Here is a 24,190-nt window from a genome sequence, read left to right on the forward strand (position 1 = left end):
GCGTCTTCGAAGTGATCGCGGCGGCGATGCAGCATCGCGATGGCAGCTTGCTCGAGGCAGATCCCGCCACCTTTGATCTCTTGGCAGACCGGTTGTCCCGAGAAGCAAACATCTCCAACGAGCAAGCCCACGATCTTATTGGGCGTTTCGGCACCGATTGGGAAATGCTGCTCAACGAAGCCCATTTTATGAAAGAGCTTGAAGGCCGGCTGGCGAAGGAATGACAAAGCACCGGCGATTCGTTAGGGCTGCCGAAGCAGCAAGCGTCCACTGACACGAAGCGCTCTAACGAAATGCTCCAGGGGTGCTTAAGACTGGGCCGGATCACAAGCGCGGTAGCGCATCAGAGTCACGTCGGATGCGAAAGCGCGGATCGCACAGCGAGAAACAAGAGAGCGACGGTTTCCAAGGTAGCTAATAGCCTTGGTGTCAGAAATGCTTTAGCGTACCCTTCTGTACTAGTTTGCAAGGGATGGGATAATGCAAGTTGATCGTTTTCGAAAGATGCTTCGGGAGTTTTCGAGGCAGGCTAGAACCGGTCAGATAGCGACTAACACCATCACGGGCAATGTCGTCGCTAACATTGCCGACCAGTTAGAGCGCGACTTGGGAAACTCAATCGCAAATCGCCGGATAAAGAGCGACACCACAATATCGTTCGCTCCTGATATTTGTCCCTGTTGCGGTAAGTAACCCGAATGACGGGATGTATGTGGTATCTCCGTATCCCAAAATGCGGAGCACCCGGCGCCGGCGGCGTGAACGTCACGCCGTCGAACGCGTCGCCGGTGCACGTAGGTTATGGTGTTACAGCGGGCCAGAATATAAAAGCCAACAACACCACGAATATCACCAGGGCTGCAACAGCGCCCCACATTAGAACATTTCGAGTGCCGCGCTGCTCTTCGTGTCGGGAAATATTGTTGGGCATTGTCGAATCCTGGTGACGTCGGTTTCATCAGCAACGCTAGCTTCATATGCTGGTTCCGAGGCCTTCAGCGAATTGGCCTCATGAGCCAAGCGCTCCGCTTCCGTTCGCGACAGCCCGATAAGCAAACTGTCGTGGCGGAGTGCGGGCAAATCCGTCGACCGGTCATATACCAGCCACTCATCGGCTGGATCACACATTGTCTCGAACCTCATCGCCGCGCTCCCATGCGTTAGGGTGTCCTAATCTTCGCTTGCCACCGTTGTTCCAACCTCAACCTGGAAAGTCGCTGTCCAAGCCGTTCATCGAGGCAGCGACAGGATTTCGAGGCGAACTGGTCCACCTCGATTACAACTTGTGCAAAAAAGCGCCCGCTCCACAGAACTGAACAGCGCGGCCTTGCCATAGCGTTTGATGAGCGCCTCGGGTTTCACCGATGCATGATGCGAGCAGTTTTTGCACCAGGCCCGAAGCGTGTGCCAGCTTCGGAGATCGCCAAGCGCCACATCGAGACCGGCGTGTATGCTACCGTCCACTATCGTCTCGAGAGGAACGGTTGGCTCGCCAGGCGTGAGCAGCTTCTCCATTGCGTAATTGGCGTTTCGATGAATGAGCAGCATTCCCGGCCGACGCCGAATTGCCGCCTGCCATCCGGCCTGCGACACGACGAAATCCGGTGATCGCGATATGGTTTCGATAAGGGCGATCTCGTCGCGATCCCACACCTCGATTCGGAAATTGTCCTCTGCTGTTTTCCCCATAGCTCCGCAGCCGGACGCTTGGGCGACCGCCTATTCCTCCGAAGTGCTGATCCCCTTTGAATAGAGAACAAATTCCTAGCCGGTCAATGGCAGCTTGACAGTTTTGTTCCTATTTTGTTCACTTCTTGCATGATAGCCACAGGAGGCAGGAATGCCGCTTCGACTGGTGATTGAGAATGCAACCTGGGAAGAGTTGTGCCGCGGCGTCGCGGCCGCGGAGGCTGTTTTCGCCCGCTCGGGAATTTCATACGAAGATGCTGTCAACGGGATGCTGGCAGCCGATCCCTGGATGAAAGAGAAATTTCCTGACTTTCCAGAGCCCAGCAAGAAACAGGAGACGGCAGCCAGCGTCTGGTACGAGGCCGAACGCGCCGCTTGCCAAGCTTGCTGTGCGGGATGGCCCGAAGACAAGGTCGTTCGCCCGCACCGGGTTTTGGGGATCGGTCCAGTTGAACCGAGGGTGAAGACGGCGAACCTTGCTACATGGCCGGACAGGCAGGGGCGATACCGGGAGATCATCGAGCGCTTGGAGACGGCCATCGGCCCCGACCGGCAACTCGATATCGATACCTGTTACGTAATGGGCTGGATCGATGGGCCGTGCACACCCGAAGAAGCGGCCGAAATGGAGCTCCCCTATCTCACGGGCAAACTGGCACAGATTTTGGAGATCACCAAGAAATCCCTTCCCAAATGGACGATCGAAGTCGACCAGGAACCATGCGATGCTCGCATCATCGAACCGGATCGCGACAGGGATGAGCACGTCGATTTGAGCGTGGCTGCGTGGCGTTGCTCAGATGGCTATCAACACATGGAGAAGCCTCCTGCCAACGCGGCAATTGCAGTTACACTCGCGGCAATGCGCCTGCAGGCTGACAGTTTTCTGCCCCCGGCATGGTGAGACGAAATCGCAGCATTCCGCCGCCAACGGTCATCGATCGCGAGATGCCGCACCAAGTCGCTCTGCCCGACGACATCTGCACAGCATACAACTTCACGCTGATCCGACGGTTTCTCGAGGAGCAAGGGCTATCATGCCGGACGCGATCGGTGATTGCAATCTGGGAAGACGGCAAGCAGGAGCAATGGCGATTGCACTGTTTCGCAGATCGCGATGCCGCCGCCGCCTTCCTTGACCACTTCGGCGGGTTCATGTTCGATCCCAAGCATGACCGTGAGAATGGCCGAGCACGTGGCGCCTGGCGCCGCAAGGGCGTCTATCAGCGGATCTTCGAGATTGGACCTCTCAGTGTGCCGGAAATCCTGCGGAACTGAACTCAGGCGCGCTCTGGCCGTACCGTTTCAACGGATAACGATCCCGCCGGCAAGGGTCGCAACAACTCGCTTTCCGGTCTCGATAGATCGAGCCAGACTCTCCAATTCTCAGGCTGAAGAACGACCACCTGCCGATTGTGATACGGCGCGACATCCGGCCCAGGGTCGGTCGTCAACATAGTGAAGGTGGGCGGCTTGTTGCCGGCCGCCTCACGCCAGAGCCCGGCAATGGTTAGGAATGGAGCACCGTTCAACGTGAAGCGGTGTTTGGCTTTTGGATATTTCGTGCCCGTGAACTCGAAGAACGCCGATGCCGGCACGAGGCAGCGTTTGCTGTCAGCAAAACGACGCCCTTCGGACCGGAAGTTGAACACCGGCCCTCCCTTCGGGCCGGCCGGCGGAAAACCAAACGTCATCGACACAAGTTCAACGCCGTCTCCGGCAGCACGCATGATCGGCGCCGGATCGTTGATGCGGATGTCGTCAGCCTGGGGAAGATCAAGTTCGGTTTGATGGGTCGGGATATTCAGCGCCAACGATTCCATCATCCGGCAATATTCTGCCCAGGCGACGTGCTGCTCGTAGTCGTTGCACATGGAGTTTCCCGCGGAAACGACGAAGGATGATCTTAGGAAGCTACTAGGCCGATTTTCGTGCAGGCTTCGACTTTGGCGCCGGCCTAATGCCCTCCTTGGCGAGGCTCTTCTTCAGTACGGCGGCGAGGTCGACAACATTCTCCTTGGGTTTTGGTGCCGGCTTGGGCGGCTTCTTGCCCTTGCGCTTGGCGTCGATCATTGCGATCAACGCATCCTCATAGGTATCTTCGAACTTCGACGGATCGAACTTAGTCACCTTCTTCTCGATCAGGAGCCCGGCAATTTCGAGCAAATCCTTGTCGTACTTCGGGCTCTTCAGATCGTCGAAGACGCTGTTTTCCGAAATCATCTCGTTATGCGTGCGCAGTTCGGTCAGCAGCATTCCCTTGCCGAAGGGTTGGATCACGACCTCTCGACCCCGCTGGTAAAGAACAACGCAGGATCGAGCGGCCACCCGCTTGTTGGCCATGGCTTCCCGAAGAACATTGAATGCCTCGGCAGCAGTGCCATCGGCCGGAATGACGTAATAGGGCTTTTCAAGATATCGGGTGTCGATATCGTCGATCGCAACGAAGCCGTCGACCTCCAGCGTATGGTGCGACGTCAGCTTGAGCTTCTTGATCTCGTCCGGCTCGATTTCGAGAAACTCGCCCTTCTCCACCTCATAGCCTTTGATCTGGTCTTCCGCGGGAACCAGGTCGCCGGTCTGCTCGTCGACATAGGCGCTCTTGACGGGAAGCCCGTCCTCGCGGCTCAGGATCTTGAAATGGACCTTGCCGGTCTCGGTGGTAGCGCCGACCAGCTTGACGCCACAAGTCACGGATCCGACCTTCAGAAAACCCTTCCACACTGCGCGTGGCGCTGCCATGTCCTGTTCCCTCGCTGATCGAATGATACAGGAACAGTTGGCGCTGGGCATGGTTCCCGGTCGGACGAATGGTATCAGGGGGCATGCAGACGAGAGCGACTTACGATTCGAAGACGGGTACATTCACGCTGGAGAAGGGCATCTGGCGAGGAACGTTCCCGGTCGCGGACTTGCCGAAGTGGCTGAAGTTCTATCGCCAGCAGATGGAGCGGTATCCAGCACACGCGGCATCCTACTCAGAAGACGTGAGAGCCCTTGAAGCGCTCGCGGCGGAATTGCGTTTGGGGTAATGAAAGAGCCCGCACCGGGGGGGAACGATGCGGGCTCATGCCGGGAACTGCCAAACCCGACGCGACGCCGTGAAACGCTGGGAGGGGCACGCGTCGCGGCTACCCAACATTGTCGTGACGAGAATGTTCCGTGGGGATCAATGCCTTCGCTTCAGGAAGCGCGCTTCACGCAGGAGCGATGCCCAGTCAGTGCCGATCATCTCGACGAGCTCTCGGGCCTGCTCTTCGGAAATCCCTGTCTCTTTAACCAGCCGCCGAACCAATAGATCAGCCAAGTCTTTCTTGTGGTCTCTTCCGTCGCGACACATCTGAAACTCCGTGCATCGCGCCGAACTGGTTGTGAGCGGAAAGGTTTCGGATGCGGATCAGGCGTAACAGAACGTGAAAAAAGCCCGCCGACCGAAGCCGACGGGCTATCTTCCCTCAAACTGCTCGTGCTCCCCTTCCCGGGTGGTCCGCCCGAACCCAGGAACCCCACATAAGGCTCTTCCTAATGCAGTTTTGACTAATGGGCTGTAGCTCGGGAGCAACAACGAGGGGGATTTTCCGGGTTGGCCGGCTAGAGGCGGCCTTCAAAAGGCCTGACAGGTTCTCGCGGTGGGGTCGTCTGCATTCTTTAAGCAGATGTTTGCTAGGCCCGGTGCGCATCATCTTGTATCATTCGCGAGCCAGGCTACAGCGTAAGGAGTATCATCTAGCGACCGAGTGGCAGTTTTGACACTGACAGCAGTTCAGCCTCGTCCCTGATCCCTGCCAAATAGTTGGCCAGCAGGCGAGATGCGAGGGCTTCGCGTCGCTCGGGGGACTGATGTTCATCCTTCAATTTGTCGAACACGCGACCGAGTAGCGCGACCTCCGACGAACTGAAGACGCCTGCTTCTCTGGCTCTTTCAAGAATTGGCATGAAGTCCCTCCCTAGACAGGTCGATCCCTCAAACGCCGTCAAACTCGCCTTTGAAAGTCTCCGTTGTCAACGAAAGAAAAAGCCCGCCGGGCGGTGAGCCGAGGGGCCTCACATTTCAGCCCTTAGCGATCATCCGATGACAGGCGGTGCCGACGGTCCTGCAACGATAGCAGAAGGCTTGACCTTGCGAACAAGAACGGGCTTCTCATATGTCTTTTCATCAATCTCTCCAGATCTTTAATTGCCGCCGGGCCGGCTATCCGCGGAACGATCACCGCAGCGCGATCCGTCGGAGGCCGTGTCATAGTCATGCTGACAGTTTCCAGCAAAAGATGCCGTTGAGGCACCCAGTGCGCTGAGCAGCAGCGCGATGAAGATAAAGATTCGCATAGCGCCGGGGATTGGTGGAAATCGACTCGCAAAGATTGCGCGACTGCTTAAAATCCCCTCGTCGCATCATCGCGGGTTGGGGATTTGCATTGAAAGCGCCGATAGCTCTCGTCCTCGAAGACGAAATGCTGATCGTTCTCGACGTAGAAACGCATTTGGCAGAGGCCGGCTTTGCGGTGGTAGTGGCGCGGTCGTGCGAGGAGGCCAATCGGTTTCTCAGCGGTCACACGCCAAATCTCGCCATAGTGGACGTCGAGTTGGCGGACGGCTCGTGCCACGCTGTCGCCGGCACGCTTTTGGAAAGAAACGTCCCATTCATAGTGCATTCCGGAACCCCTCTGGACGAAGGGGCTGACGTGTTCCGCGCAGGCCATTTTCTGTTGAAGCCGGCCTCTATGCAGAAGCTCGTCGAAATCGCGAAGGCGATGGTCGAGGGCTGAGCGGTATTCCCTTAATGTCCACACCGGGGATGAACCGCCTTCAGGACCTGCCTTTTAGCACTAGGTTGCCCCGTGCCTTCTCTGGTTGTCAATCTCGGGAGAAACAAAGTTGCGCTGAGAGCGTTTGAGCTTGTTCAACGGGCCAGAGCAGCATGACCAGATACTATTTCCACGTTGATAACGGCACCTTCGTCCCCGACCCTGAAGGGGTCGATCTCCCGGATTTAGACGCGGCGCGGCAGGAAGCAGTGCGCACTGCTGGCGAGATGATAAACGACAGCAAGCAGTCTTTCTGGGAGCATATGACGCCTTGGATCATGAATGTGACGGATGATGAGAATCATCTCCTGTTCACGCTTCAGTTCGCGGCGAAAGTGCCTTCAGGCGATGCGCTCTACATCCCGCGCACGGAGGCTGACCGCGGCTAGGGTTGAGCCCGACAAAGAAGCCCGCCGGCCAAAGCCAGCGGCAGAGTTACTGGAGTAGATGCGCTAAGTGGAAAGATGCGCGGCAGGCTGGCCGGGGGGACAGCGGAAAGCAGCGCGAACTCGGCAGCGAAACCGGTGGAAAGACATAAAAACTTATGTCAATGCAATTATGCTAATTTAGCTTCCGATTTAGCCGACTCTCCCCTACGAGTCGGTTAGGCCCGGCGGTTTAGCCCCACGCACCCCAACGCGGAACTGTCGGGCCGCTAGCTTGGGGGTGTTCAGGCTTTGCGCCGCCCGGAAGGCAACGAATGAGCAGGCAGCGAGAATATTACCAAAGGCTTGACGAACCCAGCCGTCGCACCAGACTCAATGGCATGGCGAAGGGTAACATCAACATCGGCGACGAGGTCACGATTATAGCGATGGTGCGCCGGCGAGTAACCGAGGATCTCGTCAGCGTCTCGATCCCTGGCTACAACCAGCCGCATTCGATCCTCGATCGGACATCAAAGGTCAGCAAGGGTCGGCCGATCGAGCTGGTGGGCGATGTCACGCATGTCGATGGGACAAAGGTCACCGTGAACCTCGGCATCCCTGTCACCGTCGATGCCGAAATAGTCACCCTGAAGACGCGCTATGTGCCTCCGAAGCGGAAGGCGCCGCTCATCGACAAGGCGTCCTAAAAGAAAACCCGCCCGCCGGAACCTGGGGGATTATGCAGTTCGCCTGATCGGTGATAGATCAAGCCGGCTCAGGCGGAGGCACAGACGGTCCGGCAACGATAACGGAAAGTTTGCCCTTGCGAACGAGGACGGGCTTCTCATAGGTCTTCTTCACTGAAAACTCCCCCAAGGTTGAAGATCCTTAAACGCGGTGAAAATGACCGGCGCCACCGCTGGTTCTCAAGACAAGAAAAAGCCCGCCGGCCAAAGCCAGCGGGCAGTTACTGGAGTAGCCTGGGCGCGCAAACTGGCAACGTGCGCGGCAGGCTACTCAGCAACAGCGCAAAACCCGAGTAGTTCCCTCGACACCTGTGTGTTGCTCCCGTCAGTCGTAATATCCGTCGGACGAACGTCTTATCCGCCAACTCATAAGTCCCGAGGGCGAAACATTTTCCGCAGATCTTCATTAGGAGGTGCTGGCGAGCATAGTCCCTTCGTCGCCAGGTCATGGATGCCCGCCACTACCTGCGATGATGGTGGGCATCCATCATTCAAAAGGTGCCGGATTGCCGCTTCCTCGAGAACTTGAAGACCAATATCTCACCTTTGAGTGCCCACGATGCGAACGCGCGATCGTTCGAAAAGGCATATGGTTCAAGACCATTTCCTCATTCAAATGCCTGTCCTGCAAGGCAGCGCTGGGGCTTGGATACGCCGAGAAGCTGCACCTCTTCGAGAAGCACAGGCATCTGATAGCGACCCGACAAACCGATGATGATGTAAAAGCCTCGTCGGCCGGAGCCGACGGGCGCTAAGATGCGGTGTCGTCAGCCTGGCGGCAGGACGACTACAACAGACGCGGTTGCAACGGCTGCGGAAAGCTTGCCCTGGCGCACCAGCATGGGCTTCTCGTAGGCCTTCTTCATGGGAATTCTCCCGGTTTCGGTTGATCTCTCAAACACCATGACATTGTCCCCTGGCCTTCTTTGGTTGCCAAGCTGTGAGTAACAAAGTGGCCCCGCGACAGTTTGGGCCTGTCCAACAAGGGCAGAGCATCATGACAACCTATTATTTCCACGTCGACAACGGCGAATTCATCCCCGACGGAGATGGTGTCGATCTCCCGGATCTGGACGCGGCGCGGCAAGAAGCCGTGCGTGCTGCGGGCGAGATGATAAACGAGAGCAAGCGCTCTTTCTGGGAGGGTATGACCCCTTGGATCATGAATGTGACGGACGATGAAAATCATCTCCTGTTTACGCTTCAGTTCGCGGCGAAAGCGCCTTCAGGAAACGCGCTCTACATCCCGCAAACGGAGGCTGACCACGCCTAGACTAGGCCACCGCCCGACAAAAAACCCGCCTGCCGGAGCCGGGGTTGGAGGTAGGGTTTGAAATGACCAGGAGCCATGCTGGCAATTCTCAAGTGGCAGGCGTCAAAGGTTCCGTCAAGGACGCGGCGCCGAGCCAAGCGGTGCGCTCAGATATCAAATGAAAAAGCCCGCCGGCCAGGGCCAGCGGGCAAAGGTTGGCTATGGTCTCGACCCACCAAAGGGACGAACCAACACAATACGCGCAGCGGGCGGCGAGCGCCTTCACAAATGTTAAGGCACTGCTTGCTTCAGTTGACGCTGTTCCAACTGGTCAATCCGCTCAGTCAGGCGTTTGATGTAATCGGATAGGGTGTAGGTATTCCCGAATCGCTTGCCGGTTCCGCTCGCGAGGCCAGCCTCGCGGCTTGCTCGTGAACTCCTCAACGTAGCCGTACCGTCCGACGATGACACCACGGACGAACCGGACAACTTCCGCCCGCCATGCCCATGCTGTGACGGCCGCATGATCGTGATCGAGGTGTTCGAACGATGGAGGCAGCCGCGCGAACCGCCACACGGTTCCCGGTCGACCGGGAGCAGCACGCCATGACCCGGCATGGAATGGTTCAGCCTTCAGTTGCGGGCACTCAGCCTCCGGCAGCGGATCGACACACGTCTATGGTGATGATCGACTCCGACAGAGCCGCGCCCAGCCGCCCACCGTCCCGCCATCACCGCGCGGAGGCGCAACGAAGCGGTCTGTCCGTATTCACCCCAGAGTTCCCGGGTCGCGCCATTGCCGACATCTGCCAAAATCCGAAATCCCCATAGCCATCACCTGTGGCCCGCGGGTTCCTTCCTCGGGACTTCGTACGCTTGCCGGCGCCCGAAACTCTTCGCGGAAGCGGAAGGTCCGGTCAGGGGATGGTTGAGCTAAACTACGAAGCCGACCTTCCAGCCCTCATAGTCTCGACGGCTTCGGAGCGAAGCGGATATGGCGATCACGCAGGCCACCTCAGAGAGTAGTCAGTGGTAGTAGATGCCGCCGTCCACGTTGAGTGCCTGCCCAGTGACGAAGGCCGACAGATCCGAGGCGAAGAACAAGACCGGGCCGATGATGTCCTCCGGCGCGCCGAGGCGCTTCAGCGCCGCGACATCCTCCCAATGGCGGATCGCCGCTTCGCTGCCCAGATTGTTCTTGCCCATCTCGGTCAGGATGATGCCTGGGCAGATGGCGTTGACGGTGACGCCGTCCATGCCGACCTCCTGCGCCAGCACGCGGGTGAGCGTGATCACTACCGCCTTGGTCGCGGCGTAGTGGCCCTGCGTCGGCACGCCCTGCCGGCCGGCGATCGAGGCGATGTTGATCACCCTGCCCGACTTCCTGGCGCGCATATGCGGCAGCACCGCCTGGCACATCATCAGCACGCCCTTGGCGTTGACGTCGAAATGCGCGTCCCAATTGGCCTCGTCGAGATCCTGCAGCAGGCTGGGCTTGAGGATACCGGCATTGTTGACCAGCACGTCGATGCTTCCGGCAGCCTTGAGCAGCGCCTGCGCGGTGGCGTCGATGTCCTTCTTCTTGCTGACGTCCATCGTGTAGACATAGGCCTTGCGGCCGGCCGCCTCGATCTCGCCTTTGGTCACGTCGAGCTCGGCCGCCTGCGAGTGCAGATCGGTGATGGCGACGTCGAAGCCCGCTTCGGCGAGCCCCTTTGCGAGCGCCCTGCCGATGCCGCGGCTGGCGCCGGTGACGAGAGCCGTCTTGCCCTTGGCCTCAGGAAGAATGGTCATGCTGGTTCCACCTTTGATGTCTTGACCGGGAGCGAGTTCATCGCCGCGATCGTGTCGTCGAACGAAACGAGTTTGCCGTCGGAGCCGAGCCCCATCGCCACCTTGGCGGCGACGGCACTGGCAAAGCGTGCGGACTGCCTCAGGTCCCAGCCTTTGACGATGCCGACGATGATGCCGGCGGTGAAGGAGTCGCCGCAGCCCGTGGTGTCGAACACCTCGACCTCGAAGGCCGGCAGATGGAAATCCTCGCGATGCTCGGGCGAGACATAGACGCCGCCGGCACCGAGCGTGAGGATGCAGTTCTTCACGCCCCTCGCCTTGAAGAAGGCGGCGACGCTGGCCGGATCGCGGTCATGCGCCATCTCACCGGCCTCGTCGATGCTGGGCACGAAATAGTCGATGTAGGGCAGGCACGGCTCGACCAGCTTCCAGGTCTCCGGCGTCGCCTGGATGAGATCGAAAGTGGTGACGCGGCCAAGCTCCTTGGCGCGCTTCAAGAGCCTGACGGTCGGCTCGCCGTCAAAGCGCTTCAGGAGGCCGGTGCCGCCGACATGGACGACGGTGGCGTCGAGCGCCGCGTCGAGATCGGCATCGGCGACCTCGAACAGGGTGGCGGTGCCGGGAACATGCAAGGCTGGCCGCTCGCCGTTCGGCCGCACCGGCAGGATGGTGGATGACGTCTGGACGCTGCCGTCACGGCGCACAAGGCTCGTCTCCAGCCCATATTTCTGAAGTTTGGCCAGGAACCAGTCGCCCATGTCGTCGCTGCCGAGCGTGGTGACAGCCCGGGTCTTCAGGCCGAGGATGGCGCAGGCCATCCCGGTCGCGCCGGCCGTGCCGGCGACAGTCATGCGGATCTCCTCAATATAGTCGGCGCGGCCGCCTTCGGGGATGCGCGAGACCGGCCGTCCCAGGATGTCGAGGACGTAGAAGCCGATCGAGCTGACGTCGAATTGTGGCATGGCTGACTGGACCTTTCGAACTCAATGGGCGGCGCGGCGCAGGCCGAAGCTTGCGGCCAGCACCAGGAAGACGAGCACGCCGATGCCGACCTGCTGCCAGTAGAAATTCCAGCCGACGAGCAGCAGCCCGTTCTTGACGATGGCGAGCAGCAACACGCCGAGCAGCGTGCCGATCACCGAGGGCTTGCGCTCGCGGCTGAGCGTCGTGCCGATGAAGGTGGCGCCGATCGCGTCGAGCAGGAAAGCGTTGCCCGACAGCGGCACGTAGGACTTCACCGTCGCGGACAACAATATACCTGTGATGCCGGCAAGCAGCGCGCACAGCACATGCACCATCGACAATTCGCGCGGCACGCGGATGCCGGAATACCAGGCGACGCCGGGCTGGGCGCCCATGGCCTGGACATAGCGGCCGAAGACCGAGCGATGCAGCAGGAGATGGACCGCGATCGCCAGGACGATCAGCACGATGACCGGCGTCGGTATTCCGAACATAGCGGTGCGGGCAATGGCGTTGAATTGGTCTGCTGCATAGCCGCTTGTGAGATAGATCGGCTGGCCGCCGCTGGTGGCGAGCTGCTGCGTGCTCTGGCCGATGAAGAGCACGCCGAGCGTCGCCAGGAAGGGGCTGATGTTGAGCCTGGTGATAAGGATCGCATTCAGCAGGCCGACGATCAGCGCGGCGCCGAGCCCGCCCGCGACGCCGACCGCGCCGCTGTAGCCGGCGGCCAGCAGCATGACGAAGATCATGCTTGCCATGTCGACGGACACGCCGACCGAAAGGTCGATGCCGCCCGACGAGATGACGATGGTGAGCCCCAGCGCCACGATCGCCAGCATGACGACGTTGTTGACCAGCACGTTGAAGAGATTGGCCGGCGTCAGGAAGGTCGGGCTCGCCACCGAAAAGAAGATGACGATGGCCGCGAAGGCAATGAGCACGCTGTATTTGGCGAGGAAGCCGCGCAGGCTCGCCTTGGCTGCGTTCTCGTTGGCCGAGACACTCATCGCGAACCCTCCGAACCGCGGGCAAAGGACGTGATCGCCACCACCAGCAGGATCAGCGCACCCTGCACCCCGTTGACCCAATAGCTGGAGACGTTGAGCAGTTGGAAGCCGTTGGCCAGAAGGCCGATGAACAGCACGCTGAGCAGCGTGCCGCCCATGGTCGGCACCAAGCGGCGGGAAAAGACCGTGCCGAGCAATGCCGCCGCCAGCACTGACAGGAGCAGCTCGCCGGAACCGGGTGTGCTGGCCGACAGGCGAGAGACGGTGAGGATGCTCGCTACAGCAGCACAGAAGCCGCTGAGGATGTATGTGAAGGAGACGTAGAAGGGGACGCCGATACCGGCCGCCCGCGCTGCCTCGGGATGACCGCCGACAGCGTAGAGCCTGAGCCCGAATGCCGTGCCGTGGACGACTGCGATCATGATAGCGGAGAAGACGATCAGCGCCCAGGCAAGCGCCGAGATGCCGAGGAAGCTTCCCGAAACCAGCACCCCGAGCAGCGGCGAGGATGCGCCGACGACCGTGTTCTGGGTGAGCGTGAGTTCCATGCCGGCCGCGACATTGAGGACGGCAAGCGTCGCAAGCAGGGGAAGGATGCCGAGGCCGACCACGGCAAGGGCGTTCAACGCGCCGACCGCCATGCCGACGGCGATGGCAGCGAGCACCGAAAGAAAGTCGCCATAGCCCATCGACAAAAGTGTTGCGTAGACGGCGGCGCAGAGCCCCATATTGGCGGCGATCGACAGGTCGATGCCGCCTTCGGTGACATCGGAGCCGCCGCCGATGATGACGGCCGTCATGCCATAGGCGAGCACGCCTAGGATCGCCGACTGCTCGACGACATTGATCAGGTTGAAGGTCGAGGTGAAGCCCGGCGCGAAGATGACGAAATAGGCCATGATCGCGGCGAAGGCGGCGATCGCGCCAAGCCGCACGACCAGCGCGCCGAAGCGCCGACCCGCGCTCTTGGCGGCGGCTTGCTTTTCATCGGACGCGCCGACTTCGGTGTGGAGAACAGTCGCGCTCATGCGGCCACTCCACCGGTGATCGAGCGCGCACCGGACGAAGCCGCCAGCAGCGCGTCGCTGTTCATCGAAGGACCGGAGAAGCTGCCGGCGAGCCTGCCGCGATAGACGACCAGAACGCGGTCGCAGACGCCGACCAGTTCGAGCAGGTCGGAGGACAGAAGCAGGATCGCCGCGCCCTCTCCCGCCAATCGGTTCAACAGATTGTAGATCTCGACCTTGGCGCCGACATCGACGGCGACTGTCGGCTCGTCCAGCACATAGACGCGCGACTGGCAGCTCAGCCATTTGGCCAAAGCCACCTTCTGCTGGTTGCCGCCAGAGAGCTCGCGCACCAGCGCGTCGCGATGCGGCGTCTTGATCGACAGTTCCTTGATCAGGCCGTCGACCGCCTTGTTCTCCAAGCCGCGGCTGACCATGCCGCTCCTGGAGTAGCGGCGCAGGCTGGCCAAAGAAATATTCTCGCGCACCGACAGGCCAAGCGCCACTCCATGCGCGCGGCGATCTTCCGGCAGCATCGCAATGCCGTCGCGCACCGCCTTGACCGGCGTCGACAACGCAAGCTCCCTACCCTCGACCTTGACCTGGCCGCCATCGGCGGTCTTGAGGCCGAACAGACACTGGACGATTTCCTTGGCGCCGGAGCCGAGCAGGCCGGTGAGGCCGACGATCTCGCCGGCGCGCACGTTGAAGCCGATATTCTCGAAGCTGCCGCCGAGGCGGAGGGAGGAAACCTCCAGAACCGGGGCGCCTAGAGTGACCGAGCGCTTCGGGAACATCTCGCCGACATCGCGGGCGATCATCATCGAGATGATCTCGTTGATCGACGTCTGGCGCGGATCGACCGTGCCGACATCGGTACCGTTGCGCATCACGGTGACGCGGTCGCAGAGCTTCTCGATCTCCTGCATGTAGTGGGAAATGAAGACCACGGCGATGCCGTCGTCGCGCAGCCGGCGCAGCACGTCGAACAGGCTGTCGACCTCGCGTTTGACCAATGCCGCGGTCGGCTCGTCGAGCACCAGCACCGACGCTTTCTGAGCCAGCGCGCGGGTGATCTGCACGACCTTCTGCTGCGCGGTCGTCAGGTCTTTCACAAGAGTTCCCGCTGGCAATTCCATGCCGAAGAAGCGCTTCAACAGGTCCGCGGCCCTGCGCTCCATGGCGCGGCGGCTGACGAACGGGCCGAGGCCGATTTCGTGGCCGAGGAAGACAGCTTCGCCGACGGTCGCGGTCGGCACCAAAAGCCTGTCTTGGTGGATGAAATGCACGCCGAGCTTTTCGACCGAAGCCGGCGTCAGCGTGCTGACGGTCTCGCCGTTGATGAGAATAGTGCCGCTGTCCGGCTTGATGATGCCGGCCAGCACCTTGATGATAGTCGACTTGCCGGCACCGTTCTGGCCGACAAGGCCGAGGATCGAGCCGCGCGCGATCTCGAGGTTGGCGTTTTCCAGCGCGCGAACCGGTCCGAACCGCTTCGATATGCCCGTCATCGATACAGCAATGTCACGCTTTGCTGTCTGCATGGCCGTCAATCCTGGTTGGATATGACGGGCAGCCACAGTCGTTGGGCTGCCCGTCGTTTCGTTCCGTCCTATTTAACGCCTGCCTTCTCGGCGGCGTCGAGGAACGGCTTTCCTTTTTCGGCGGCGTTTTCCTTGTTGATCAGCACCGAAGGCACGAAAGTGAAGGGCGGCACCTTCTGGCCAGCCAAGTATTTGGCGACGTTGTCGACCGAGGTCTTGCCGATCTCATAGGGCTGTTGCGCTGCCACCGCGCCGGCGGACGACTTCGGATCCATCACCATCTTGATGACTTCCGGGCTGCCGTCGATGCCATAGGTCTTGACCTCGTTGCGGCCGGCGGCTTCGACCGCCTGCGTGGCGCCGATCTGCGGCACGTCCCAGCAAGCCCAGACCGCGCCGATCGAGCCCTTCTCGGGCGACTTGGTCAGCATGTCGGTGACGTTGGAATAGGCGCTCTGCACCGTGTTGGGGATAACGTCGCGCAGCTCGGGCTCGACGATCTTCACATCCGGGAACGAGGTCAGCACATATTTCAGCTGGTCGTAGCGGATCTTGCAGACCGGCACGCTGTAGAAGCCGTTGAAGACCAGCACATTGCCTTTGCCGCCCATGTCGGCGACCATCTGCAAGGCGATCTCGGCGCCGATATTGTAATTGTTGGAGGTGGTGTTGTTGATGGCGTGCGGGGTGGCGGTATCGACCGTGAACAGCGGGATGCCGGCATCGCGGATCTTCTGCAGCCACGGGTTCAGCACTTCGAGATTGCCGAGCTGCTCGATGATGGCGTCGGGCTTCTGCGCGATCAGCGTCTGCAGTTGCGCGATCTGCTGCTGGTCCTTGCGACCGGCGTCGAGCGCGATGACTTCGCCGCCGAGCTCCTTGACGCGGTCCTGGATGCCTTTGAAGGCCATCAGGTCCCAATAATGGTCCGTGCCGATGGCCGAGACGCCGATGCGCTTGCCCTTGAGCGACAGCTCCTCGGCGGTTGCGCCCGAGACGGCGGCAAGGCTGTAAGCCACCGCCAATCCCAGGGCGAGTGCCTTGACGAGCCCTTTCATGGATCTGGTCATTTCATTTCCTCCCTTGTTAATCGCTCCGGGCCTTCCGGAGGATTCTGCCTGATTGCCGCCGCTCAGGCGGCGGCCTCCTCGTCGCGCAGACCGTAGCTCGCCATGCGCTTGATGACGTTTTCGATCTCCTCGTCGGACAGCACCGGCGGCTCTCCGATCTGCAGGGCGCCGTGATACTGGCGCGCCAGCGTCTCGACCTCGACGGCAAGCCACATGGCCTGAGCGAGGCTCGATCCGACGGCGATCATGCCGTGCTGGGCAAGCAGGCAGGCCTTGCGGTCGCGCAGCGCCTCCACCGCATGCGCCGAAAGCTCGGCCGTGCCGAAGGTGGCGTAGGGCGCGCAGCGTATGTCGCTGCCGCCGCCGACCGCGACCATGTAATGGATCGCCGGTATTTTCCTGCCCATGATGGCGATCGTGGTGCAGTAGGTCGGATGGGCGTGGACGACGGCGTTGACCTCGGGCCGCGCCTTCATGATGTCGAGATGGAAGCGCCATTCGCTGGATGGCGGCAGGCGCCCGTCGACCTCGCCGTTCCACCCCATGAAGACGATGTCCTCCGGCTGCAGCGTGTCATAGGGCGTGCTGGTCGGCGAGATCAACATGCCCTCGCCATGGCGCCGGCTGATGTTGCCGGATGTGCCCTGGTTGATGCCCAGCGCGTTCATCTGGATGCAGGCATCGATGATTGCCTGGCGCGCCTCGAGGTCCGAAAGGGTCATGCGATATACCAATCCTTGCGAGGCCAACTACCAGGCCGTGTAACCGCCATCGATCGACAGGATCGCGCCGGTGACGTAGCTCGAGGCCGGCGAGACCAGGAACAGGATCGCCGAGGCGATCTCCTGCGGCGTGCCCAAGCGCCCCATCGGCGTCATGTCGATCCAGGTGTTGAAGAGCTCGGGACGCTCGCGCATCTTCAGCGTCATCTCGGTGCCGACATAGCCCGGCGCCAGCGCGTTGACGCGCACGCCCGATTTCGCCCACTCGACCGCAAGCGCCTTGGTCATCATGTGCACGGCGCCCTTGCTTACCATATAGGACGGCGCCGTCTGCGGACGGTTGACGATCAGGCCCGACATCGAGCCCAGATTGACGATCGAACCCTTCTTGCGGGCGACCATCGAGCGGCCAAAAGCGCGCGAGGCCCAGTAGACGCCGTTGACGTTGACATCCATCACCAGGCGCCATTCCTCGTCCGGCGTGTCGAGCGCGGTGTTGAGGCGCGCGATGCCGGCGCTGTTGACCAGGATATCGACCTTGCCGAAGTCAGCTACGACCTTGGCAGCCATCGCCTCGACGGCTTCCGGATTGGTGACGTCGAGCACGCGGCCATCGACGCTTACGACACCGGCGGACTCGAGCGCCTCGGCGCCGGCCTTCAGCCCATCCGCATTCATGTCGAGCAGGACGATATTCGCGCCGCAAGTTCCGAGCGCCTTAGCGGCCTCCAAGCCGATGCCGCTGGCGCCGCCGGTGACGACGGCGACCTCGCCCGTCAGGTCGAATTGCGACCGGTAATCCATGCACGTCCTCCATCAGGACAGGCTCGAGCGCGGGCAACATTTCGCCCTCGCCGCCGAGGCAGCGCCGCAAGCCGACCGGTCCTGATAATGCCTCCGGGGTCAGGCTCCTCCCGACCCCATGGCGAGCACGTTACAGAAGCTTCCGGGGTCCGTCAATCTGGTTATAACCAGAAAACAGCAATCTTTTTTGAATGATCCATGATCAGGTGCGGTCGACGCCATTCACCGTCGCCGAAGGCTGCTCGACCGCCATGTGGATGCGAGCCACGGAGGAGTTGTAGAAGGCCTCATAATATTCGAGCGCGGCGCCGTCGGCGTCATAAGCGATCGACTCGATCTCGATCAGCGGCGTGTTGGCGGCGACGCCCATCTCATCGGCCTCTTCCTTGGTGGGCAGGGCGGCGCGCAGCCAGCGGTCGGCGCGCTTCACGGTCAGGCCGAAGACGGCGCGGATGGTGCCGAAGATCGACTGGTTTTCCGACAGGATGTTCTCCAGGCCCGGTACCCGATGTCCCGGCAGGCTGATGCGCGTCATGGTGATCGGCGCGCCGTCGGTCATGTAGACGCGGCTGATGCGGACCACGCTGCCATTGGCGGGAATGCCGAAAACCTTCGACTCCTTCTCGTTCGGCGGGCAGCGGTAGATCTCCAGCGTGCGGGTCGAGACCTTGTGGCCTTTGGCGGTCAGGTCGTCGAACACACCGAGATTGGCGGTCATGAAGTCGACATGCTCGCGGGGTGCCGCGACGAACATGCCCTTGCGCGGCATCTTGATGATGCGCCCTTCGTTGGAAAGCGAGCCGATCGCAGCGCGCACGACAGGGCGCGAGACGCCGAAGAAATCGCAAAGCGCCTGTTCGGAGGGAATGCGCGAATTGGCGGCCAGCAGGCCGGTGTTGATCGCTTCCTCGACCTGGTTGCGCAACTGCACCCAGAGGGGTGCGGCCTCGTCGCGGTTGAGCTTGACCTTGGAGCCGATCGAGCGGAAAGCCTCGGCCGCCTCGGCATCTTCCTGGTCGTAACGAGGACGCCCGCGCATTCTGGTTGCTTGTTCCATCATCGGTCTTCAGGCTGCGGGCAAACCGCCCGGTATGAATGTTTGCCGCGATTCAACGCGCAGCAGCGGCTCCTAACGGAGCCCGCCAGCCATTTTCTCGCTCTCCGGCAAGTTTCGCAACCATAGCATCGCGGCTGCTCCCAGCAGCGGTCCGGGAACCAACAGCAGGAAGGCCCAGCGCCAGCCGCCCATGAAGTCGGCGAAGCGCGGCGTCAGCCAGATGGCGAGCACCGTCAGCGCGAAACCGGCGCCCAGCTGCACCGAGAGCGCTGTGCCGACGAAGCGGCGGTCGGCAAGCTCGGTGACGGCTGCGGAGAACTGCGCCGAATCGCCGATCACCGAAACGCCCCAGACGATAGCCACCAGCATGAACAGCCAGAGCGGACCGGTGAACAGGAAGCCCATCAGCAATGCGCAGCCGCCCGACACGATCATCATGCCGGCGGTGGTCGCCGTGCGGCCGACGCGGTCCGAAAGATAGCCGCCGAGCAGGCAGCCGAGAATGCCGGACGCGACGACGAAGAAGGTCGAGAGTGAAGCGGCAACCGCCGTGCCGATCGCCTGCGCGTCGAACGCCGCCCGCGTATAGGCAAGCAGCCATGCCCACATGGCGTAGAGCTCCCACATGTGACCGAGATAGCCGAGATTGGCGAGCAGCAATGGCTTTTCGCGAAACACCTGGCCGATGCGCGAGGGCTCGAAGATAGCCTTGCCGAAGGGATAGGGGCCTTCCTTGGCGAACAGTAGGAACAGCAGCGCGCCTGCCGCAGTGGCCACGCTGGCGGCGGCGACCACCGGCCGCCAGTCGAGCGCGGTCGAGACGGCGCGGAAGAGATGCGGCAGCGCCGAGCCGATGGTGAGCGCGCCGATGACCGCGCCGAGCGCAAGGCCCCGGTCGCGCGTGAACCAGGTGGCGACCAGCTTCAGCGCCGGCGGGTAGACGCCGGCAAGCGCGGCGCCGGTGACGATGCGCGCGGCGATCACGCCGCCCGGCCCAGTATGAAGCAGCAGGCTGGCATTGGCGAGCGCGGCGACAAGGGCCGCGGCCGCCATCAGGCGGCCGAGCCGCACAAGATCGGGGAGGTTGACAAAGCTCGCCGCCAGCGCGCCGAGGACGAAACCGACCTGGACGCCATTGGTCAGCCAGGCCTCGGCGCTCGCGCCCAGTGCCAGCTCCCGCTTCAGTTCGGGAAGGATCGCGGTGGCCGAAAACCAGGTGGTCAGCGACAGGACGACCGCCAGGCAAAGCAGCGACAGCACCCGCCAGCGCTCGCTGTCGGCCGCCATGCCAAGCCGGCCATCGCCGACCGTGCTCATGCGCCTTGCAGCGGCACGGTGAAGACCGTCGCCGAGCCGGTGAGGCAGAGCTCGCCCTGGCCATTGCGCACGCTGGTCTCGATCTTGCAGATCGGCTTGTCGTGCCGCACTTCCTTGACCTCCACGCGTCCGGTGATCTCCTCGTCAACGCCGACGGCCTTGACGAACTTCCAGGCCACTTCGAGGAACACGGTTCCTGGGCCGGGCAGATCCTCAGCCACCAGCGCATTGAGAATACCAGACGTGACGCCGCCCTGGACGATCAGCTTGCCGAACACCGACTTCTCGGCCAGCGCGCGATCGTAATGCAGCGGATTGCGGTCGCCGGTGATGTCGGTGAAGGCCTCGATGTCGCTCATCTTCGTGCGGCGCGTGCGCTCGGCGAAGGCACCTACCTGCGGGCGGCCCTTCACGACACCCACCCAACCGTCTTTCGTCTCGGTGCTCATTGCGGCTTCTCCTCTGCTCCGGGTTCGACTGGTTTGAAGGCCGGCAGGACGCGGCCACCGATGGCTGTGGGCGCAAGCCGGAGCATGGCCCCGACCTGTCGCGGCCGTGTGCCGGGCAGGATGAAGCTCAGTATCGTCGGGCCTTCGGCCAACTCGACCAGACCGACCACGTAGGGTGCCGCCGGCAGCCAGCCGGGATGCCCTGGCTTGTGCACTTCCGAAAAGGATTTCAGCCGTCCCCTGCCCGATGCGTCCTTCCAAACCAGACGCCCGCCCCAGCAATGCGGGCAGATCGGGCGCGGATAGAAGACAGCCTTGCCGCAATCCTCGCAGTGCTGGATGGTCAGCCGGCCTTCGGCGGCGGCATCCCAGAACGGCTTGGTCAGCGCGGTGATCGTCGGGCCGGCGGTCTTAAGCGTGCTCAAATCGACAGACATCAGGCGGCTCCCAGCACGAGCGCTGTGGCTTCGCTCATCGTCGCGCCATTGCCGGTGACCAGCGCGAGCCCGGCCTCGCCGATCTGGCGTTCGCCCGCCTCGCCGCGCAGCTGGCGCACCGCCTCGACAACATGGGTCATGCCGCCGGCGAGATCGGGCTGGCCGAAGCCAAGCTGGCCGCCATGCGTGTTCAGCGGCTTGTCACCTTTGTGGGAAAGGTCGTGGTCGCCGAGCCACGCGCCGAACTGGCCCGGCCCGCAGAGGCCGGCATCCTCGATCGTCGTCGCGACCATGTTCGTGTAGCAATCGTAGAGCGACAGAAGATGCATCTCGTCGGCATGCGTGCCGGACTGCGCGAAGGCCCGCGCCATGGCGCCCTTCAGCGGACCGGAGGTCAGGCTCGGCGCCTGGCTCACGGCGCGATGCGTGACCTTCTCGCCGGCGCCGAACAGATGCACGGGCAGCTTGCGCAACGACCGCGCGCGCTTGGCAGACGTGACGACGACCGCTTCACCGCCGGCGACCGGCATGACGATTTCGAGAAGATGCAGCGGCGAGGCGATCATCGGCGAGGCCAGCACCGCTTCCACATCGGCAGGCTTGCCGAAAAAGATGGCGTCGGGATTGAGCTGGGCGTTGGCGCGCGCCGCCGCGGCGATCATGGCGAAGTCCCGCGCGGTCGAGCCGTATTCCGCCATATGCGCCTGCATCAGCAGCGCGTAGGAGATGTTGGCGCCCGAGGCGCCGAAGGGCACGTCGAACTCGCGGATCGGATTGCGATTGGGCGAGCGGGGTGCTGCCTCCTCTCGGTTGTTGGCGAGCACGCACAGCACCGTCTCGCACATGCCGGCCTCGATCGCGGCCGCCGCGCGCCAGACCATGCCGGCGCCGGACGCGCCGCCGAGATCGACGACATTGGCCATGTTCGGCGCCAACCCCAGATATTCGGCGATGGTTGCCGGGACATGCTGCGGCGTCTCGCCGACCTGTGGCCCGACCAGCAGCCCGTCGATCGCGCCCGGCTCCAAGCCCGCATCGAGCACCGCCAGGCGCGAAACCTCGGCGATCATCTCCAGCGTCGTCACGCCGCGGGTCAGACGCTGCGGCTTCAACTCGCCGATGCCGACGATCGCTCCCTTCGACTGGATCATGCCGCCTTGCTCCGGTCGAGCGCGCGGTATTCCTCCAAGCAAGCCGGATTGGCGAGCGAAGCCATGTTCTTGACCGGCTGGCCTTCGAGCGTGGTGCGGGCGGCGCCCTCGACGCGCTTGCCGTTCAGCGTGTAAGGCACGGCCTGCACCGCGTGGATGCGATGCGGCACGTGGCGCGGCGACGCGCCTTCGCGGATCGCCCTGCGGATTTGCTCGGCAAGCTCGGAGGTCAGTTCAAAACCGTCATTGAGTTTGACGCAGAGCACGATTTCTTCGTCGCCCTCGACCGGCGCCCCAAAGACTAGGCAATCCTCGATCTCGGCGAAGTTCTCGCAGGCCGCGTAGATCTCGGCGGTGCCAATGCGCACGCCGCCGGGCTTCAGCGTCGTGTCGGAGCGGCCGTGGATGATCCCCGAGCCATAAGCCGTTATTTCGGCGACGTCGCCATGCGTCCAGATCTCGCGGCGGACGGCGAAGTAGGTGGCGTGATAGCGCGCGTCGCCGTCCTTGCCCCAGAAGGTCAGCGGCATGGACGGGAATGGCTCGGTGCAGACGAGATCGCCCTGCCGGCCGATGATCGGCGCGTTGCGCTCGTCCATCACGCCGACCGCGAGGCCGAGCCCTTTCACGGTCAACTCGCCACGCCGCACAGGATGTATCGGCGATCCGAGCAGAAAGCAGCCGATGATCTCGGTGCCGCCGGAGATGGAGGCGAAGATCATATCGCGCTTCACATGCTCGTAGACCCAGTCGAACTGTCCGGGCGAAACCGGCGCGCCGGCCGACAGCAGAGACCGCAGCGACAAGAGGTCGTGCAATCGCCCAGGCGCGTAATTTTCAACGGCGAGTGTCGCGAGATACTTCGGACTGGTGCCGAAATGCGTAACGTTGGCGCGCTCCGCCATTGTCCAGAGCGGACTGGGATCGAGGCCAGCGGGCGATTTCAGGATCGGCGCGCCGTCATAGAGCACTACCGTCGCCCCGCAGCCAAGGCCTGAGATCAGCCAGTGATACATCATCCAGGCGGTGTTGGTGTACCAGCTCATGACGTCGCCCGGACGGACGTCCCCGTGCAGCAGGTGCTCCTTCTGGTGCTGGAGCAGAACGCCGCCAGTACGATGGACGATCGCCTTCGGCGCACCAGTCGTGCCGGAGGTGTAGAGCACATAGGCCGGATGGTCGAAGGGCACACGCTCGAAGGTCAGCGGGCCGTCGCCGCCGAAATCGTCGAACGCAACGCAATCTGCCGCGCAGTCCGGCCTGAGGCCGGATTCGCCGGTCAGCACCAGCGTCGTCACCGTCGGCATCGCGGCGACGATCTCGGCCAATCTGCCGGAGATGTCGTGCTCCTTGCCCGCATAGCGATAGCGAGATGCTGCGAACAGCACCTTGACGCCGATCTGGCCAAGACGGTCGGCGATCGCGGTGGCGCCGAAATCCGGCGAGCAGGACGACCAGACGGCGCCGACGGAAAGCGTCGCCAGCAATGCGACGAGACCTTCAACGCGATTGGGCAGGATGCCGCCGACACAATCGCCCTTGGCGATACCGGCCGCGCGCAGGCCGTCGGCCATTCTAGCCACGAGCCGGCGCAATTCGGCAAGCGTGACGGTCCGGAAATGGCCGCTCTCGTCGGCCTCGATCACTGCGACCCTCTCGCCGTCGCCACACAGCAGGTTTTCGGCAAGATTGAGCGATGCCCCCGGCAGGAAGCGGCTCCCGGTCATCGGCGCATTGTCGTCGCGCAGGAAGGCGATCGCGCCGGACTCGCCGATGACCTCGGCGAAATCCCACACCGCGCGCCAGAACGCGCCAGGATCGCCGACCGACCAGCGATGCAGCGTCTCGTAGTGGCGCGGGTCGAAGCCGTTGGCTATCGAAAAGCGCGCAAGGTTGGACGATTGGAACGCGGCCGGCGCCGGCGTCCAAAGCACGGATGACATGGATTTCCTCCCGCAACGCAGGCCCGGCTCGACACCGCGGCCTTGCCTGCCGATGCGTTTCAGAT

26 protein-coding genes are annotated in these 24,190 nt (G+C 62.3%); 7 read left to right on the top strand and 19 right to left on the bottom strand.

The window, feature by feature from the left end; all coding sequences use genetic code 11:
- Window positions 1-224, top strand: a 224-nt coding sequence (locus FJW07_RS19625; RefSeq protein ID WP_246680811.1) for a hypothetical protein, incomplete at its 5' end; no start/stop codon positions are given.
- 1,006 nt (window positions 225-1,230) lie between these two features.
- Here the strand turns inward: FJW07_RS19625 and FJW07_RS19630 are convergent.
- Complete coding sequence (locus FJW07_RS19630; protein ID WP_140654120.1) at window positions 1,231-1,689, bottom strand: hypothetical protein; 459 nt, start codon at window positions 1,687-1,689, stop codon at window positions 1,231-1,233.
- A 151-nt stretch (window positions 1,690-1,840) separates the two neighbouring features.
- On the opposite strand from FJW07_RS19630, the gene FJW07_RS19635 reads away from it, so the two are divergent.
- Entirely contained in the window at window positions 1,841-2,593 is a 753-nt protein-coding gene (locus tag FJW07_RS19635) for a hypothetical protein (protein ID WP_140858332.1), read from the top strand.
- A 44-nt stretch (window positions 2,594-2,637) separates the two neighbouring features.
- A complete protein-coding gene (locus tag FJW07_RS19640; protein ID WP_140654124.1) occupies window positions 2,638-2,967 on the top strand; it encodes a hypothetical protein in 330 nt (109 codons plus the stop codon).
- Between the two features lie 2 nt (window positions 2,968-2,969).
- Here the strand turns inward: FJW07_RS19640 and FJW07_RS19645 are convergent, their stop codons facing one another.
- From FJW07_RS19645 to FJW07_RS19655, 3 genes are all read right to left on the bottom strand, one after another.
- A complete protein-coding gene (locus FJW07_RS19645; protein WP_140654126.1) occupies window positions 2,970-3,563 on the bottom strand; it encodes an SOS response-associated peptidase in 594 nt (197 codons plus the stop codon).
- Window positions 3,564-3,606: 43 nt separating this feature from the next.
- A complete protein-coding gene (locus FJW07_RS19650) occupies window positions 3,607-4,431 on the bottom strand; it encodes a Ku protein (RefSeq protein WP_140654128.1) in 825 nt (274 codons plus the stop codon).
- 984 nt (window positions 4,432-5,415) lie between these two features.
- Complete coding sequence (locus FJW07_RS19655; protein WP_140654129.1) at window positions 5,416-5,625, bottom strand: hypothetical protein; 210 nt, start codon at window positions 5,623-5,625, stop codon at window positions 5,416-5,418.
- Window positions 5,626-6,029: 404 nt separating this feature from the next.
- On the opposite strand from FJW07_RS19655, the gene FJW07_RS19670 reads away from it, so the two are divergent.
- The 3 genes from FJW07_RS19670 to FJW07_RS19680 all read left to right on the top strand — a co-directional run bounded on the left by FJW07_RS19670 (window position 6,030) and on the right by FJW07_RS19680 (window position 7,569).
- Entirely contained in the window at window positions 6,030-6,455 is a 426-nt protein-coding gene (locus FJW07_RS19670; RefSeq protein ID WP_140654133.1) for a response regulator, read from the top strand.
- Between the two features lie 152 nt (window positions 6,456-6,607).
- Window positions 6,608-6,883 carry a hypothetical protein gene (locus FJW07_RS19675; RefSeq protein ID WP_140654135.1) on the top strand — a complete coding sequence of 92 codons (276 nt, stop codon included), beginning with the start codon at window positions 6,608-6,610 and terminating at the stop codon, window positions 6,881-6,883.
- Between the two features lie 311 nt (window positions 6,884-7,194).
- The gene (locus FJW07_RS19680; RefSeq protein WP_348640187.1) at window positions 7,195-7,569 is read left to right on the top strand and encodes a hypothetical protein; all 375 of its coding nucleotides are present in this window, start codon (window positions 7,195-7,197) and stop codon (window positions 7,567-7,569) included.
- 806 nt (window positions 7,570-8,375) lie between these two features.
- On the opposite strand, the gene FJW07_RS19690 is transcribed toward FJW07_RS19680, so the two are convergent.
- Entirely contained in the window at window positions 8,376-8,474 is a 99-nt protein-coding gene (locus tag FJW07_RS19690; RefSeq protein ID WP_140654139.1) for a putative RiPP precursor, read from the bottom strand.
- Window positions 8,475-8,605: 131 nt separating this feature from the next.
- Here FJW07_RS19690 and FJW07_RS19695 point away from each other — a divergent pair, with 131 nt between their 5' ends.
- Complete coding sequence (locus FJW07_RS19695) at window positions 8,606-8,881, top strand: hypothetical protein (RefSeq protein WP_140858336.1); 276 nt, start codon at window positions 8,606-8,608, stop codon at window positions 8,879-8,881.
- A gap of 1,005 nt (window positions 8,882-9,886) precedes the next feature.
- Here FJW07_RS19695 and FJW07_RS19705 read toward each other — a convergent pair.
- The 14 genes from FJW07_RS19705 to FJW07_RS19770 form a co-directional block, all read right to left on the bottom strand.
- Window positions 9,887-10,654 (bottom strand): SDR family NAD(P)-dependent oxidoreductase, encoded by a 768-nt coding sequence (locus tag FJW07_RS19705; protein WP_140654143.1) that lies wholly within the window; start codon window positions 10,652-10,654, stop codon window positions 9,887-9,889.
- Entirely contained in the window at window positions 10,651-11,616 is a 966-nt protein-coding gene (locus tag FJW07_RS19710) for a sugar kinase (protein WP_140858338.1), read from the bottom strand. Before FJW07_RS19710 ends, FJW07_RS19705 begins: the two co-directional genes overlap by 4 nt.
- A 21-nt stretch (window positions 11,617-11,637) precedes the next feature.
- On the bottom strand, window positions 11,638-12,624 hold the full coding sequence (locus FJW07_RS19715; RefSeq protein ID WP_140858340.1) for an ABC transporter permease: 987 nt from the start codon (window positions 12,622-12,624) through the stop codon (window positions 11,638-11,640).
- On the bottom strand, window positions 12,621-13,652 hold the full coding sequence (locus FJW07_RS19720; RefSeq protein ID WP_140858342.1) for an ABC transporter permease: 1,032 nt from the start codon (window positions 13,650-13,652) through the stop codon (window positions 12,621-12,623). The genes FJW07_RS19715 and FJW07_RS19720 overlap by 4 nt, the downstream gene beginning before the upstream one ends.
- On the bottom strand, window positions 13,649-15,175 hold the full coding sequence (locus tag FJW07_RS19725) for a sugar ABC transporter ATP-binding protein (RefSeq protein ID WP_181182682.1): 1,527 nt from the start codon (window positions 15,173-15,175) through the stop codon (window positions 13,649-13,651). Before FJW07_RS19725 ends, FJW07_RS19720 begins: the two co-directional genes overlap by 4 nt.
- A gap of 68 nt (window positions 15,176-15,243) precedes the next feature.
- Window positions 15,244-16,245 carry a sugar ABC transporter substrate-binding protein gene (locus FJW07_RS19730; RefSeq protein WP_210239900.1) on the bottom strand — a complete coding sequence of 334 codons (1,002 nt, stop codon included), beginning with the start codon at window positions 16,243-16,245 and terminating at the stop codon, window positions 15,244-15,246.
- Between the two features lie 62 nt (window positions 16,246-16,307).
- Window positions 16,308-16,967 carry an L-fuculose-phosphate aldolase gene (locus FJW07_RS19735; RefSeq protein ID WP_140858344.1) on the bottom strand — a complete coding sequence of 220 codons (660 nt, stop codon included), beginning with the start codon at window positions 16,965-16,967 and terminating at the stop codon, window positions 16,308-16,310.
- 27 nt (window positions 16,968-16,994) lie between these two features.
- Window positions 16,995-17,771 (bottom strand): SDR family oxidoreductase, encoded by a 777-nt coding sequence (locus FJW07_RS19740; protein WP_140858346.1) that lies wholly within the window; start codon window positions 17,769-17,771, stop codon window positions 16,995-16,997.
- A 202-nt stretch (window positions 17,772-17,973) separates the two neighbouring features.
- Entirely contained in the window at window positions 17,974-18,810 is an 837-nt protein-coding gene (locus tag FJW07_RS19745) for a GntR family transcriptional regulator (protein ID WP_140784815.1), read from the bottom strand.
- A 90-nt stretch (window positions 18,811-18,900) separates the two neighbouring features.
- Window positions 18,901-20,145 carry an MFS transporter gene (locus FJW07_RS19750; protein WP_140858348.1) on the bottom strand — a complete coding sequence of 415 codons (1,245 nt, stop codon included), beginning with the start codon at window positions 20,143-20,145 and terminating at the stop codon, window positions 18,901-18,903.
- Window positions 20,142-20,594 carry a MaoC family dehydratase gene (locus tag FJW07_RS19755; RefSeq protein WP_140858350.1) on the bottom strand — a complete coding sequence of 151 codons (453 nt, stop codon included), beginning with the start codon at window positions 20,592-20,594 and terminating at the stop codon, window positions 20,142-20,144. The genes FJW07_RS19750 and FJW07_RS19755 overlap by 4 nt, the downstream gene beginning before the upstream one ends.
- Window positions 20,591-21,031 (bottom strand): zinc ribbon domain-containing protein, encoded by a 441-nt coding sequence (locus tag FJW07_RS19760; protein ID WP_140858352.1) that lies wholly within the window; start codon window positions 21,029-21,031, stop codon window positions 20,591-20,593. Before FJW07_RS19760 ends, FJW07_RS19755 begins: the two co-directional genes overlap by 4 nt.
- Complete coding sequence (locus FJW07_RS19765) at window positions 21,031-22,182, bottom strand: thiolase family protein (protein ID WP_140858354.1); 1,152 nt, start codon at window positions 22,180-22,182, stop codon at window positions 21,031-21,033. The genes FJW07_RS19760 and FJW07_RS19765 overlap by 1 nt, the downstream gene beginning before the upstream one ends.
- A complete protein-coding gene (locus FJW07_RS19770; protein WP_140858355.1) occupies window positions 22,179-24,125 on the bottom strand; it encodes an acetoacetate--CoA ligase in 1,947 nt (648 codons plus the stop codon). Before FJW07_RS19770 ends, FJW07_RS19765 begins: the two co-directional genes overlap by 4 nt.
- Between the last annotated feature and the right edge of the window lie 65 nt (window positions 24,126-24,190).

The sequence above is a fragment of the Mesorhizobium sp. B3-1-9 genome (assembly GCF_006439595.1).
GTDB lineage: Bacteria > Pseudomonadota > Alphaproteobacteria > Rhizobiales > Rhizobiaceae > Mesorhizobium.